At 71.2% G+C, this 14,044-nt stretch carries 14 protein-coding genes; 4 read left to right on the top strand and 10 right to left on the bottom strand.

Features of this window, described 5'->3' with window-relative positions; translation table 11 throughout:
- Positions 1-54: 54 nt before the first annotated feature.
- Entirely contained in the window at positions 55-1,341 is a 1,287-nt protein-coding gene (locus ACFQ2D_RS15735; protein ID WP_280942847.1) for a sensor histidine kinase, read from the bottom strand.
- 17 nt (positions 1,342-1,358) lie between these two features.
- Positions 1,359-2,072 (bottom strand): response regulator transcription factor, encoded by a 714-nt coding sequence (locus tag ACFQ2D_RS15740; RefSeq protein ID WP_280577302.1) that lies wholly within the window; start codon positions 2,070-2,072, stop codon positions 1,359-1,361.
- Between the two features lie 108 nt (positions 2,073-2,180).
- Between ACFQ2D_RS15740 and ACFQ2D_RS15745 the strand changes: the two genes are divergently transcribed.
- Positions 2,181-2,522 (top strand): DMT family protein, encoded by a 342-nt coding sequence (locus ACFQ2D_RS15745; RefSeq protein ID WP_280942846.1) that lies wholly within the window; start codon positions 2,181-2,183, stop codon positions 2,520-2,522.
- A 628-nt stretch (positions 2,523-3,150) separates the two neighbouring features.
- On the opposite strand, the gene ACFQ2D_RS15750 is transcribed toward ACFQ2D_RS15745, so the two are convergent.
- The 5 genes from ACFQ2D_RS15750 to nudE form a co-directional block, all read right to left on the bottom strand.
- Positions 3,151-3,453: a DUF962 domain-containing protein gene (locus tag ACFQ2D_RS15750; RefSeq protein WP_280942845.1), complete on the bottom strand. Its 303-nt coding sequence runs from the start codon at positions 3,451-3,453 to the stop codon at positions 3,151-3,153.
- 13 nt (positions 3,454-3,466) lie between these two features.
- Positions 3,467-3,790, bottom strand: coding sequence for a YnfA family protein (locus ACFQ2D_RS15755; protein WP_280942844.1), 324 nt, complete (start codon positions 3,788-3,790; stop codon positions 3,467-3,469).
- Between the two features lie 59 nt (positions 3,791-3,849).
- The gene (mazG, locus tag ACFQ2D_RS15760; protein WP_280942918.1) at positions 3,850-4,629 is read right to left on the bottom strand and encodes a nucleoside triphosphate pyrophosphohydrolase; all 780 of its coding nucleotides are present in this window, start codon (positions 4,627-4,629) and stop codon (positions 3,850-3,852) included.
- 91 nt (positions 4,630-4,720) lie between these two features.
- On the bottom strand, positions 4,721-5,536 hold the full coding sequence (gene cysQ, locus ACFQ2D_RS15765; RefSeq protein ID WP_280942843.1) for a 3'(2'),5'-bisphosphate nucleotidase CysQ: 816 nt from the start codon (positions 5,534-5,536) through the stop codon (positions 4,721-4,723).
- Positions 5,529-6,083, bottom strand: coding sequence for an ADP compounds hydrolase NudE (gene nudE, locus ACFQ2D_RS15770; RefSeq protein WP_280942842.1), 555 nt, complete (start codon positions 6,081-6,083; stop codon positions 5,529-5,531). Before nudE ends, cysQ begins: the two co-directional genes overlap by 8 nt.
- Positions 6,084-6,121: 38 nt before the next feature.
- On the opposite strand from nudE, the gene bioA reads away from it, so the two are divergent.
- Positions 6,122-7,513 (top strand): adenosylmethionine--8-amino-7-oxononanoate transaminase, encoded by a 1,392-nt coding sequence (gene bioA / locus ACFQ2D_RS15775; protein ID WP_280942841.1) that lies wholly within the window; start codon positions 6,122-6,124, stop codon positions 7,511-7,513.
- Positions 7,514-7,574: 61 nt separating this feature from the next.
- Positions 7,575-8,324 (top strand): 16S rRNA (uracil(1498)-N(3))-methyltransferase, encoded by a 750-nt coding sequence (locus tag ACFQ2D_RS15780; RefSeq protein ID WP_280942840.1) that lies wholly within the window; start codon positions 7,575-7,577, stop codon positions 8,322-8,324.
- A 3-nt stretch (positions 8,325-8,327) separates the two neighbouring features.
- Here ACFQ2D_RS15780 and ACFQ2D_RS15785 read toward each other — a convergent pair whose 3' ends face one another.
- From ACFQ2D_RS15785 to ACFQ2D_RS15795, 3 genes are read right to left on the bottom strand one after another with little or no spacing between them, the layout of a single operon-like run.
- On the bottom strand, positions 8,328-8,792 hold the full coding sequence (locus tag ACFQ2D_RS15785; protein WP_280942839.1) for a chemotaxis protein CheW: 465 nt from the start codon (positions 8,790-8,792) through the stop codon (positions 8,328-8,330).
- Positions 8,792-10,489 (bottom strand): chemotaxis protein CheB, encoded by a 1,698-nt coding sequence (locus ACFQ2D_RS15790; RefSeq protein ID WP_280942838.1) that lies wholly within the window; start codon positions 10,487-10,489, stop codon positions 8,792-8,794. The genes ACFQ2D_RS15785 and ACFQ2D_RS15790 overlap by 1 nt, the downstream gene beginning before the upstream one ends.
- Positions 10,476-12,866, bottom strand: a complete 2,391-nt coding sequence (locus tag ACFQ2D_RS15795) for a response regulator (protein ID WP_386795720.1) — start codon at positions 12,864-12,866, stop codon at positions 10,476-10,478. Before ACFQ2D_RS15795 ends, ACFQ2D_RS15790 begins: the two co-directional genes overlap by 14 nt.
- Between ACFQ2D_RS15795 and ACFQ2D_RS15800 the strand changes: the two genes are divergently transcribed.
- Positions 12,833-14,035, top strand: coding sequence for a pentapeptide repeat-containing protein (locus ACFQ2D_RS15800; protein WP_386795721.1), 1,203 nt, complete (start codon positions 12,833-12,835; stop codon positions 14,033-14,035). The genes ACFQ2D_RS15795 and ACFQ2D_RS15800 overlap by 34 nt on opposite strands.
- Positions 14,036-14,044 lie beyond the last annotated feature (9 nt).

The following is a 14,044-nucleotide window of genomic DNA, read 5'->3' on the forward strand; positions in this document are numbered from 1 at the left end:
AACGCACCGGCACGCGCCCGGTTGACAGGCGATGCGCGTGGCCCGGCATGCGGGTCAGGCCGGGGAGGCCGGCGTGAAGCGGAGGGTGGCGACCGTGCCCTGGTGCTCGACGCTTTCGAGCTGCAGCTGCCAGCCGAAACGGCGCACCAGGCGGTTGGCGATGGTGAGCCCGAAGCCCTTGCCGAGCGGACTGAAGGCGTCGGCGCGGAAGAACGGGTCGTAGACATGGCGCAGGGTGTCGGCGGACATGCCGATGCCGCTGTCGCGCACCACCACCCGGTCCTGGCCGACCGACACATCGACGCTGCCGCGCTCGGTGAAGTGGCAGGCGTTCTGCAGCAGGTTGCGCACCACCACGCCCAGCACGCTGGGCGGCACGAACAGCGCGGGTTCGGCCTCGACCGCCAGCCGCAGCTCGACCGGCTTGCCGGCCAGCAGCGGCCGCGCCTTCTCGACTTCCTCGCGCACGACCTCGGCCACGTCGACGTGCTCGCTCACCGGCGCCACGCCGCTCTCGCGCGCCAGCACCAGGAACGCGTCGACCACCGCCTCCATGTCGCGCGAAGCGCGCTGGATGCGTTCGAGCGGGCGCCGGCCGTGCGCCGGCAGCGCCGGGTCGGCCAGGAGCATGTCGCTGGCCACGCGGATCACCGTCAGCGGGGTGCGCAGTTCGTGGCTGGCGTCGCGGGTGAAGTCGCGTTCGCGCTGCACGAACTCGCCGATGCGCCCGGCCAGGCCCTGCAGCGCATGCGACAGCGCCTGCACCTCGCGGCTGGGCTCGTCGGCGAACTCGGACAGCACCAGCGGTGCGGTGAGATCGCCCTGCGAAGGGTCCCAGCGCTCGACCTCCTCCGCCAGCCGGTTGACCGGCAGCACCATGCGGCGCGACTTCCGGTAGGTGATGCCGGTGATCGCCATCGCGGCCAGCAACCCGAGGACGATCATCACTCCGGCCGATGTCCACATCAGGCCGTCGATGCCACTGGTATGCAGCACCAGGTACAGCATGCCGGCCGGCCGCTGCTGCACCAGCACCGCCTTGTGCCCGCGGTAGTCGAAGTTGACGCCCTGCGGGAGCGAAGCCACGTCGGGCGGCACCGCGCCGCCCGCATCCGCCGGCCGGAAGTAGCCTCGCAGGGTGGCCGTCTCGGGCAGCCACTCGCCGGTGCCGGCGTCCCGACGGTCCCAGAACGCCTGTGCTTCGACTGTCAGGCGCTGCTTGATCAGCGCGTCGCGGGTGAGCAGGGTGAGCAGGCTCACCCCGAACACCACCGCGAGGATCAGCAGCAGCCCCTGGGTGACGAACGCATAGCGGATCTTGCGGGGTAACCCCTGCGGCATTGCACGGTTCCGCTGGATCAGGCGGGCGACTGGTCGATGTCGGCGATACGGTAGCCCGCGCTCTGCACGGTGTGCAGCAGCGGCTTGTCGAACGGCTTGTCGATGATCTTGCGCAGGTTGTACAGGTGGCTGCGCAGGGTGTCGGAGTCGGGCAGGCCGTTGCCCCAGATCTCACGCTCGATTTCCTGGCGGTTGACCACCCGCGGCGACTCGCGCATCAGGATGGTCAGCAGCTTCATGCCGATCGGCGAGAGCTGCAGCTCGGTTCCGCCGCGGGTGGCGCGCATGCTGGCCGGGTCGAGCACCAGGTCGGCCACCTTGAGTACCTCCGAGCCGACCTGGCGGCGCTCGCGCCGGATCAGCGCCCGCAGCCGGGCCTCCAGTTCCTGGATGGCGAACGGCTTGGTGAGATAGTCGTCCGCGCCCGACGACAGGCCGGTCAGCTTCTCGTCCAGCGTGTCGCGCGCGGTCAGCATCAGCACCGGAGTCGACTTGCGCGCCTCGGCCCGCAGCCGCTTGCACACTTCCACGCCGTCCAGCCGGGGCAGCATCAGGTCCAGCACGATCACGTCGTAGCTGTTCTCCACCGCCAGCCGGTAGCCGTCGAGGCCGTCCGAGGCGTAATCGACCTCGAAACCGCGGCCTTCCAGGTACTCGCCCACCATTTCCGAAATGTTGCGGTTGTCCTCGACGATCAGGACCAGACCGCCGGTTTCCTGCCCTGCACGCATGTTTGCTTCCTCAGAGGGGGTCTTCAGCTTTGTGAAAGGTGCCAGCCGGACTGTACAAGCACCGTGAAGATCGCGGATCTTTTCCGCGCCCACCCCGGACCCGCCCCCATGCCCGTCGACCGCGTGCTCCCGATCCTGCTGCTGCTCGGCTCCAACATCTTCATGACGTTCGCCTGGTACGGGCACCTGAAGTACAAGTCCTCGGCCCTGCTGCCGGTGATCCTGGTCAGCTGGGGCATCGCCTTCTTCGAGTACTGCCTGATGGTGCCGGCCAACCGCATCGGTTCGGCCGTCTATTCCGCACCCCAGCTCAAGGGCATGCAGGAGGTGATCACCCTGCTGGTGTTCGCGGGCTTCTCGGCCTGGTACCTGGGCCAGCCGCTGAAGTGGAACCACTGGGCCGGCTTCGGCCTGATCGTGGTGGCGGCCTGGCTGATCTTCCTGGACTAGCCTCGACCCCGCTCCGGATCGGGCGCGGCGGAAGGACGGTCGGCGCGCGCAGCCGACCCGCTGCGCGGCAGCTCGTCAGCCGGCAACGGATCCGCGACCGCGCGGATCGACTCCGACCGCGTCGTGGACCCCATGGCGGCCTGCTCCGTTTCGTGAAACCCCTGCCTTCGCCAGCGCCGCCTCGATTTCACCCAGGCAGTGCGCCATTCCGCGCGGCGGTCGAGCATCGTGTCGAGGTCGAACTGCCCGATCCATCTGCGGCGGCGTTTGACCCGCCCGCAGGCCCGCTGGCAGTCCGACAGCGCTTCAGCGGCTCCTGGAATCCCGATCCGATTCCAGGCAGGCCCAGCGTCCAGCCTGGAGAATGTGAGATTCCCGAGCGCGACGTGTTTTATCTGGCCTGGGGAGGATCGGCCAGGTTCGACACCGTCGCCTGCACGTCCACCAGCATCGGGTCCTGGATCACGCCACGACATAGGCCATCGGCACCATCGGGCGCATCGACACGCTCTGCGCTGGTTCCGTACGACTCGGGGTGACTATCCAGCGCGCATGCATCCCCTGCATCCGCCCCGTCCGGAGGCATCCACCAGGGTGTCGCCGATGCGAACAGGTTCGCGTGGCGGCGTCAGAAGCGGATCCTGCCGGTCAGGATGTCCTTGAACATCACCCAGTCGCCGGCGAAGGAATAGAACGGGTGGCGGAAGGTGGCCGGACGGTTCTTCTCGAAGAAGAAGTGCCCTACCCAGGCGAAGGCGTAGCCGCAGACCAGCGCAGCCAGCAGCCACCAGGCATTGCGCGTGGCGATCGCGACGGCCACCAGCGCCAGCGCGCCGCAGCTGCCGATGAAGTGCAGCCGCCGCGACGTGCGGTTGGCGTGCTCGTCCAGGTAGAACGGATAGAACTCGCGGAAGCTGGCGAAGCGGCGCATGGGCGTCCTCCGGTCAGGCGGGCCTGGGCGAGAACATGATGACCGCCATGCCCAGCAGGCACAACGCGGCGCCGAGCAGGTCCCAGCGGGTCGGCCGCACCGCGTCCACCCACCACAGCCAGGCCAGTGCGACGCTGACGTAGACCCCGCCGTAGGCCGCATACACGCGCCCGGACGCGGTGGGATGCAGGCTCAGCAGCCACACGAACAGTGCCAGGCTGGCGGCCGCCGGCAACAGCAGCCAGGCGTTGCCGCCCTTGCGCAGCCACAGCCAGGGCAGATAGCAGCCGACGATCTCGGCGATGGCGGTGGCGACGAACAGCAGCAGGGTTTTCATGGCGTTGCGCGTCCCCCTCCGGCGCGGGCGCTGGCCCGCTGCTCCCCATCGCCCGGGACTCAGCCGCCTTCGGCCTTGACCCGGTTCCAGTAGGCTTCCTGGCGCTCGAGCGGCAGTCCGGCCAGCGTCGTGCCATCGGCCGCGGCGAGGGCCTCCATCGCCCGGAAGCGGCGCTCGAACTTGTGGTTGGCCCCGCGCAAGGCGGCGCCCACGTCGACTTTGGCATGCCGCGCCAGGTTGGCGGCCACGAACAGCAGGTCGCCGATCTCCTCCTGCAGCCGCGCCTGCGCCCGCGCATCATCCGGCGCCGCCGCCACGGCGGCGAACTCGGCGCGGACCTCGTCGATCTCCTCGTGCAGCTTGTCGATCACCGGCTGCGGGCCCGGCCAGTCGAAGCCGGTCCGCGCCGCGCGCGCCTGCAGCTTCACCGCGCGCTGCCACTCCGGCAGTCCGCGCGAGATGCCGGCCAGGGCCGAGGTGTCGGCATCGCCCGCGGCTTCCCGCTCGGCGCGCTTGATCGCTTCCCAGCTGGCGGTCTGCGCCTGCGCATCAGGCACGCGCCGGTCGCCGAACACATGCGGGTGGCGCCGCACCATCTTGTCGCAGATCGCCGCGACCACGTCGCCGAAATCGAACGCGCCCTGCTCCTGCGCCATCCGCGCATGGAACACGACCTGCAGCAGCAGGTCGCCCAGTTCGTCCTTGAGCGCGGGCAGGTCGCCGCGGTCGATCGCGTCGGCGACTTCGTAGGCTTCCTCGATCGTGTAGGGCGCGATCGTCGAGAAGTCCTGCTCGAGGTCCCAGGGACAGCCGCCGTCGGGATCGCGCAGGCGCGCCATGATCGCAAGCAGTTCGCGCACGTCGCGGCCGCCGCTCACTGCAGGCTCCCGCAGGCGCGGTGCGCGCCGATGCCGCGCGCCGCCGCAACCATCAGTCCGCCAGCCATGTGCGCCAGGGCAGGCCGGGATCGCCCAGCGCGATGAATTCGCCGTTAAGCAGGGTGTCGCGCTGGTTGTAGCGGAACGCGCGCCCCCGCGGATCGAGCAGCAGCCCGCCCGCGCCTTCCAGGATCGCCTGGCCGGCAGCCGTGTCCCACTCGCTGGTCGGGCCGAAGCGCGGGTACACATCCATCCCGCCTTCGGCGATGCGGCAGAACTTGAGCGACGACCCGAGCCCGACCGGCTCCACTTCGCCCATGCGCGCCATCACCGCCTCGGTGCGCGAGTCGCGGTGCGAGCGGCTGGCGGCCACGCTCAGCGGCGAGGCCGCCGGTGCGCGCGTGCGCAGGGGCCGCTCGCCACGCACGTCGCGCAGCCACGCGCCCTGCCCCGGCGCGCCGTGCCAGAGGGTGCCGGTGACTGGCGCCTGGATCACGCCGAAGGTCGCCACGCCGTCCTCGATCAGCGCGATGTTGACGGTGAACTCGCCATTGCGCTTGACGAACTCGCGGGTGCCGTCGAGCGGATCGACCAGCCACAGCCGGCGCCAGCCGCGGCGGGTGGCGGTGTCGACCAGGTCCGCCGATTCCTCGGACAGCACCGGGATCTCGGGGGTGAGCGCGGCCAGGCGGTCGACGATGCAGTGGTGCGCGGCGAGGTCGGCCTGGGTGAGCGGGCTCGCGTCGGCCTTGTGCTCGACCTCGAAACCGGCCTCGTACACCCGCAGGATCGCCTCGGATGCGGCCCCGGCGATGGCGATCACGCCCTCGCGCAGGTCGGCGGCGATCGGTGCGCGTGCCTCAGCCATTCGTTTCGCGCCGCAGGTATTCGCGCGCGGCGACCAGCGCGGCGATCGAACGGCCTTCGGAGAAGTCCTCGCGCAGGGCCAGTTCGTCCAGCGCATCGAAGCGCCAGGGCACCACTTCGAGCTCTTCGGGCTCGTCTCCCGGCAGCCGCTCCGGATAGAGGTCGCGGGCCAGCACCACCGTGGTCTCGTGGCTCATGTACACCGGCGCAAGGGTCAGCGTGCGCACCACGTCCAGCCGGCGCGCGCCGTAACCGGCTTCTTCCTTGAGCTCGCGGTCGGCCGCCTGCAGCGGCGTCTCGCCGGCGTCGATACGTCCCTTGACCAGGCCGAGCTCGTAGCGGTGCAGGCCGGCGGCGTATTCGCGTACCAGCAGCACGGTGTCCTCGTCGAGCAGCGGCACCACCGCCACCGCGCCGTGGCCGCGGCCGCGCAGGCGTTCGAACTGGCGGCGCTCGCCGTTGCTGAACTCCAGGTCCAGCCGCTCGAGCCGGTACGGGCCGGCGTCGTGCTCGGTGACGCCATGGATCGTCGGCAGGCGGCGACTCATGGCGCCGCCCCGGACGGGCCACGGGCGATAATGGAGGCATGTCGAATCACGATGGCTCCATTCTAGACGAGGCCGGTCGCTGGCGGTCGCGCGACCTGGCGGTGCTCTGGCACCCCTGCACGCAGATGCGCGAACACCCGGACGTGATGCCGCTGCTGCCGGTCGCGCGCGGCAACGGAGCCTGGCTGGTGGGCCACGACGGCAGCCGCACGCTGGACGCGGTGAGCAGCTGGTGGGTGAACCTGCACGGCCATGCCGAACCGCGCATCGCCGCGGCGATCGCCCGCCAGGCGACGACCCTGGAGCAGGTGATCCTGGCCGGCTGTTCGCATCCGCCCGCGGTGGAGCTGGCCGAACGCCTGCTGGCCATCGCCCCGCGCCAGGCCGGTCGCGCCCGCCTGTCGCGGGTGTTCTATGCCGACAACGGCTCGGCCGGGATCGAGGTCGCGCTGAAGATGGCGTTCCACTGGTTCCGCAACCGCGGCGACGAACCGCGCCGAACAAAGTTCGTGGCGCTGCAGAACGGCTACCACGGCGAGACCATCGGCGCGCTGTCGGTCGGCGACATCCCGCTGTACCGGCGCATCTACGCGCCGCTGCTGATGGAAGCGGTGTTCGCGCCCTCGCCCGACGCCTTCCTGGCGCGCGAGGGCCAGAGCGCCGAAGCCTGCGCCGAGGATGCGGCCGACGCATTGGCGCACCTGCTGGACGAGCATGCCGGCGAGATCTGCGCGCTGGTGCTCGAGCCGCTGGTGCAGTGTGCGGGCGGCATGCGCATGCACCATCCCGCCTACCTGCGCCGCGTGCGCGAACTGTGCGACGTGCACGGCATCTTCCTGATCGCCGACGAGATCGCGGTCGGCTTCGGCCGCACCGGTACGATGTTCGCCTGCGAGCAGGCCGGCATCCAGCCCGACCTGCTGTGCCTGTCCAAGGGCCTGACCGGCGGCTTCCTGCCGCTGGCCGCGGTGCTGGCGACGGACGCGATCTACGAAGGCTTCCTCGACGACTCGCGCGAGCGCGCCTTCCTGCATTCGCACAGCTACACGGGCAATCCGCTGGCCTGCGCGGCGGCGCTGGCCTCGCTCGACATCTTCGCGGCCGACGACGTGCTCGCGCGCAACCGCCGCACGGCCGAGCGCATGGCGACGCTCGCCGCGCCGCTGGCCGCGCTGCCGCACGTGGCCGACGTGCGCCAGACCGGGATGATCCTGGCGATCGAACTGTGCGAAGGCGGCCGCAGGGCCACGCCGTTCGAGCCGTCGCGGCGGATCGGCCTGCACGCCTACCGGCACGCGCTTGAGCGCGGCGTGCTGCTGCGCCCGCTCGGCGACGTGCTCTACTGGATGCCGCCCTACTGCATCGACGATGCGCAGCTGGAGCTGCTGGCTGCGGTCACCGGTTCGGCGATCGAAGCGGCGACGGCATGAGCCGGAAGCCTTTCGCCCCGCAGCGCCGCATCCACCTTTCCCTTCCCGACGGCTCCAGCCCATGCGCGTGACCCGCAGCTACGTCGACCTGCCGCTTGCTCCGGGCGTCCACCTGGCCTTGCCGGAAGAGGCGTCCAGCCACCTGCTGCGCGTGCTGCGGCTGCGCGTAGGCGACCGCTGCGTGCTGTTCAACGGCGATGGCCACGACTACGAGGTCGTCCTGACCAAGGCCGACAAGCGCGGGGGCGTCGTGGAGGTGATGGAGCGCCGGGTGGTGGAGACCGAATCGCCGCTGCGCATCACCCTGGTCCAGGGCATCGCGCGCGGCGAGAAGATGGACCTGATCCTGCAGAAGGCCACCGAACTGGGGGTCGCGGCGATCGTGCCGGTCGACGCCGAGCGCACCGAGGTGCGGCTGGACGGTGCGCGCCTGGCCAAGCGCCTGGCGCACTGGCGCGGCGTGGTCGCCTCGGCCTGCGGCCAGTGTGGCCGCGCGCGCCTGCCCGCGCTGGCCGAACCGCTCGACATCGCACGGATCGCCGACGCGGTGCCGGAAGCCGGCCTGCGGCTCACCCTCGACCCGCAGGGGGACCATGCGCTGACCACGCTGTCGGATGCCGCGCACGCGGCCGGCGGTCACGTCGCGCTGGCGATCGGGCCGGAGGGCGGCTGGGCGCCTCGCGATCGCGAACACCTGCGCGCCGCGGGCTTCGAAGGCTTGCGCCTGGGCCCGCGCATCCTGCGCACCGAGACCGCCGGGCTGGCGGCGGTCGCCGCGCTGCAGGCGCTGTACGGCGACCTGCGCGCCTGAGAATCAGGCGGCCAGGGCGCCGCGCAGGGCCAGTTCGATGCCGTCGATGTCGGGCACCAGGGCCGGCTCGTCGTTGAAGCGCACCTGGGCGCGTACGCCGGGAGCCAGCGCCTGCCCTTCCGCATCGTCGAGCATGCGATCGCGCGAGACGGTCACCAGGCGCGGGAAGCCGCGGCTGAGCAGGGCGAAGTACGGCATGGTCGCCTGTCCGCCGAGCGTCTTGAGGACCACCACCTTGTGGCCGAGGCTGCCCTGCTCGGGACCCTGCCCGCTGAAAGGCGCGAACGCCACCAGCGGCAGGCGCCAGCCGCGCCAGCGGATGGTGCCCAGCAGCCAGTCCGGCGCGTTGTCGATCGGGTCGGGCTCGGCGTAGGACAAGACCTCGGAAATCGTGGCGTTGGGCAGGAGCAGGCGCGCGGCTTCGGTCTGGATCAGCACGGCGCGGATGTCGGAGGTGGCGGTAGTCATCACGGCGTTCCGTCCGGATCGGTGTGGGGGTTCCCGCCCGTCGCCGGCCAGCGCGCCAGCAGCTGCCCGGCCAGTTCGCCGGGGCTGCCCGGGGAAGCGCCGGCCTCGATCGCCGCGCGCGCGGCCGCGGGGTCGTAGCAGCCGTCGTCCGGCGTCTGCCCGAGCACCAGGCCGGCCCACTGCCCGCCGGCGACCGGCGGCACCAGCGCGACATCGGCGCCGCTGAGGAAGACCACTGCGCTGTCGTCGGCGGGCAGCGACGCGGGATCCAGCGTCTCGCCGGCCTCGAACGCCCAGCCGGCGCCGGCGGGGCGGATGCCCAGGCCCGGCGGAACGAAATAGATGCTGCCCTCGGCGGCGCGGGCGCCGGACTCGGCCACCTCGACCGGGGCCGTGGTCGCACGGGTCATCTGCTTGACCAGGCGGTCGTAGCGCCCGCCTTCCAGCGCGAGACGGATCAGGATCGGCTTGGAGAAGCCGGCAGGCAGCGCGGCCAGCATCTGACGCACCGCATCGGGGCCGCCCAGGCCGGCCTCGATCAGCACCAGGCCGGGCCGCTTGCCGTGGCCGTAGCTGTCCGGGTCGACCAGCGACAGGCCCGCGCCCAGCGATTCCAGGTCGAACGTGGGTGCCGACTTCGCCGGCGCAGCCCGCGCGGCGGGCACGTGGTCGTCCTCGACCAGGCTGAGGCTGGAGAAATCCACCCGCGGGCCGGTCACCGCCGGCGCGGGATCGGCATCGACTGCGGCGCCGGCCTGCTGCGCTTCGACCGCCGCGTCGGCCTGGACCGCGTCGGGCGTCCGGGCGATCTGGGCGGCCAGGAATTCCTCGATCCCGCCGGCTTCCCCTTCCGCCTGGCCGGCGCGGCTGAAGCGTTCCGGATCGAACGCCAGCGCATCCAGTCCGTCGCCTGCGTCGTCGAGCGACAGGGTCGGCATGTCGGAGTCCGACTCCACCGGGATATCGGAGACGGCCGTGGCCTCCAGCGCGCCGTCGGCGCCGTCCGGCACCAGGTCCAGCGGCGTACCGCCCCACTCGATCGCGGCGTTGTCGTCCAACGCCGGCTCCAGCACCAGGGCGACCGGGGCCTCCCCTGCCGCGGCAGTTGCGTCGGCCGCGGGCGCGGACAGCTCCGGCGCGGCCAGCGGCTCGAGTTCCAGATCCGTCGGCAGGCCCTGCGGGGCCGCCCCGTGCAGGCCTTCCAGCCCGTCGGGCGGCACGTCGTCGGCACGGTCCTGGGCTTCGTCGGTCAGCGCCACGATCGCATCGTCGAAATCGACGCGGGGCGACTGCGCCGGCATCGGTTCGGCGGTGAGTTGCACCTCGTCGGGCGGCTCGGCGCCGGCCGGGAGCACGTCGTCGTGGCGGTGCAGCTTGGCCGAGAGGTGGCGCAGCCAGCGCGCGGCATCCCAGCCGCTGCGCTGCGCGGCCTGCTCGGCCTCCTCGAAGATCACCATGTAGGCCGGATCGGCGAGCACGTCCTCGTAGCGTTCGATCGCGTCCTCGATCGCCGGCTCCAGCGCCACCAGCACCGCCTGCGGCTGTGCCCGGCGGACCTCGTCGCTGCCGGCCTGCATCGGGTCGGCCACCAGCACCAGTTCGGCGCCCGCGTCGCGCAGCGCCTGGGCGATGCGCTCGCAGGCTTCTCCGGCGCGGGCGAGCAGCGCGACGCGGGGCGTGGCCTCACTCGCGGCCATGCGAAACCTTCAGCAGTTCGTGCACGTTGCGCATGAGTTCCGGCTCCTGGTAAGGCTTGCCCAGGTAGCGGTCCACGCCCAGGTCGAAGGCGCGCTGGCGGTGCTTCTCGCCGGTACGCGAGGTGATCATCATGATCAGCACGTCGCGCAGGCGCGGGTCGGCCTTCATCTGCCGGGCCAGCTCGTAGCCGTCCATGCGCGGCATCTCGATGTCGAGCAGCATCAGGTCGGGCACGCGTTCTTCCATCCGCTCGAGCGCGTCGATGCCGTCCTTCGCCGTGAGCACCTCGAGGTTGTGGCGTTCCAGCACGCGGCCGGTGACCTTGCGCATCGTCACCGAGTCGTCGACCACCATCACCAGCGGCACGCGGCGGCGTTCGGCCTGCGGCTCGGGCGCCGTATCGCGCGGCAACACGGCGTGGCGGCGGGCCAGCGGGGCGACGTCGAGGATCACCACGACGCTGCCGTCGCCCATGATGGTGGCGCCGAAGATGCCCGGGATCGAAGCGACCTGCGGACCGACCGGCTTCACCACGATTTCGCGGCTGCCGATGATCTCGTCCACCGCGACCGCGGCGCGCAGTTCGCCGGAGCGGACCAGCAGCAGCGGCATCTGCAGGTGGCCGTCGGCACGCGCCGGCGCATGTCCGACCAGCAGTCCGAGGTCGTGCAGCGCGTACTCCTCGCCGCCGTAGCTGTAGCTCGCATCGCCGGAGGCCAGGCGATCGCGTTCGATGCGGCCCACGCCGCGGACCGAGGCGATCGGCACCGCGAACTGGGTCTCGCCGATGCGGACGAACACCGCCTGGGTGACCGCGAGCGTCTGCGGCAGCCGCAGGGTGAAGCTGGTGCCCTGGCCGCGCCGGGTGGAGATGTCGAGCGAGCCGCCGAGCTGGCGCACTTCGCTGGCGACCACGTCCATGCCCACGCCGCGGCCGGCCAGGCGGCTGACCTCGTCGGCGGTGGAGAAGCCGGGTTCGAAGATCAGCGCGTCCAGATCGCCGTCGCTGAGCACGGCGTCGGTGCGCACCAGGCCACGTTCCTCGGCGCGGCGGCGGATCGCGCCGCGGTCGAGGCCGGACCCGTCGTCGCCGATCTCCAGCACGACTTCCGAACCCTCGCGGCGCACCGCGATGCGGACCGTGCCCTCCTCGCCCTTGCCCGCCTCGCGGCGGCGCTCGGGGGATTCGATGCCGTGCGCGACCGCGTTGCGCAGCATGTGCTCCAGCGGCGCGGTCATGCGTTCGAGCACGTTGCGGTCGAGCTCGCCCTGGGAGCCGTCGAGCTTGAGCTGCACCTGCTTGCCGGTATCCGACGCGGCCTGGCGCAGCACGCGGCGCAGGCGCGGCACCAGCGCGTCGAACGGCACCATGCGCGTGCGCATGAGCCCTTCCTGCAGGTCCGAACTCACCCGCGACTGCTGCAGCAGCAGGGTTTCGTACTGGCGCGTCAGGTCGTCCAGCGTCTGCTGCAGGCTGGTCATGTCGGCCGCCGACTCGCCCAGCGCGCGCGAAAGCTGCTGCAGGGTCGAGAAGCGGTCGAGCTCCAGCGGGTCGAAGCTGGCGTCGCCGGCGTCGCCCTCGCGCTGGTAGCGCGCGATGATCTGGGCCTCGGTTTCGATTTCAAGGCGGCGCAGCTGGTCGCGCAGACGCGTATTGGTCTGCTCCATCTCGTTCATCGCCGAGCGGAACGCGCCGAGCTGCTGTTCCAGGCGGGCGCGGTAGATCGCCACCTCGCCCGCGTAGTTGACCAGGCGGTCGAGCAGGTCGGCGCGGATGCGCACCTGCTCCTGCGGCGCGCGGATCGCCGTGTCGTCGTCGGCACCGAGGTCGTTGATGGGCGTGGACAGCGGCGCCAGCTCGGGCTTCTGCGCAGCGGCCGGCTCTGGCGTCGCCTCCGCGGCCAGCAGCGGGCGGCCGCGGGCCAGCGCGTTGAACGCGTCGATCAGCGCCTGCGGCATGTCGATCGCACGCCGCTCGGCAACCCGCGTGACCATGGCATGCAGGCGGTCGAAACCGCCTTCGAGCAGGCCGATCCCGGTCCGGTCGAGTTCGCAGCGTTGTTCGACCACCGCTTCGAGCATCGACTCCATCGCGTGGCCGAGTTCGCCGATGGTGAAGACGCCGGCCATGCGTGCACCGCCCTTGAGCGTGTGCAGGTCGCGCTGCAGCGCGATCAGCGGTTCGCGCGAATCCGGGGACTCGCGCAGCTGCGTCAGTGCCGTGTCGGCATGGTCGAGCAGATCGCCGCTCTCCTCCAGGAAGATGTCGAGCAGCTCGATGTCCAGGCGCGAGGTGTCGAAAGGCTCGTCGGGATCGTCGCTGGCCAGCACGCGGGCCAGCAGTGCGGCCACGGCCGCGTCGATGCCGGCGGGCACGGACGGCTGGAGTTCCGCCGCCGGCTCGGCCGCCGACTCGGCAACGGGCGCTTCGTCGTGGGCGACCGCGTCGTCGGCGTCGGCGACTTCGACCTCCGGCTCCGGTTCCACGGCTTCGGCTTCGGCTTCGTGCTGCTCGGCTTCGAGGCGCTCGGCTTCCAGTCGCTCTGCTTCGACGCGCTCCGCTTCGACGCGATCCGCTTCGAGGCGCTCTGCCTCGAGGCGCTCTGCTTCGAGGCGCTCCGCTTCGAGGCGCTCCGCTTCGAGGCGCTCCGCTTCGAGGCGCTCCGCTTCGAGGCGCTCCGCTTCGAGGCGCTCCGCTTCGAGACGCTCTGCCTCGAGACGCTCTGCTTCGAGGCGCTCTGCTTCGAGGCGCTCAGCTTCGAACCGCTCTGCTTCGAACCGCTCTGCTTCGAACCGCTCTGCTTCGAACCGCTCTGCTTCGAACCGCTCTGCTTCGAACCGCTCTGCTTCGAGACGCTCTGCTTCGAGGCGCTCGGCTTCGAGGCGCTCTGCTTCGAGACGCTCTGTTTCGACGCGCTCGGCCTCGAGGCGCTCGGCTTCGAGGCGCTCTGCTTCGAGGCGCTCTGCTTCGAGGCGCTCTGCTTCGAGGCGCTCTGCTTCGAGGCGCTCTGCTTCGAGGCGCTCTGCTTCGACGCGCTCCGCTTCGAGGCGCTCCGCTTCGAGACGTTCTGCTTCGAGACGTTCTGCTTCGAGACGTTCTGCTTCGAGGCGCTCTGCTTCGAGGCGCTCGGCTTCGAGACGCTCCGCTTCAAGACGCTCGGCTTCGAGGCGCTCGGCTTCCAGTCGCTCTGCTTCGACGCGCTCGGCTTCGACGCGCTCGGCCTCGAGGCGCTCGGCTTCGAGGCGCCCCGCTTCGAGGCGCTCTGCTTCGAGGCGCTCTGCTTCGAGACGCACGGAATCCAGGTTCGCTACCTCGAGGCCCTCCACGGGAACACCGGCATCGACGCCTGCGGTTGCCGCGATCCCCAGGCCCCCGGTTTCGGGAATTCCAGCATCGACCGTCTGCGCGCCGTCCTGCAACGCATCGGCCGGCAGATCGGTTCCGGACGCACCGGAGACCTCCCCGCCAGGCGCATCGTCCTGGACAGCGGACTCCACGGTCCGCTCGATCGCGATATCGTCCGCAAGATCCAGGTAGGCGCTGAGATCGTCGG

The organism is Luteimonas composti, from assembly GCF_042678665.1.
In the GTDB taxonomy this organism is placed as follows: domain Bacteria; phylum Pseudomonadota; class Gammaproteobacteria; order Xanthomonadales; family Xanthomonadaceae; genus Luteimonas; species Luteimonas composti.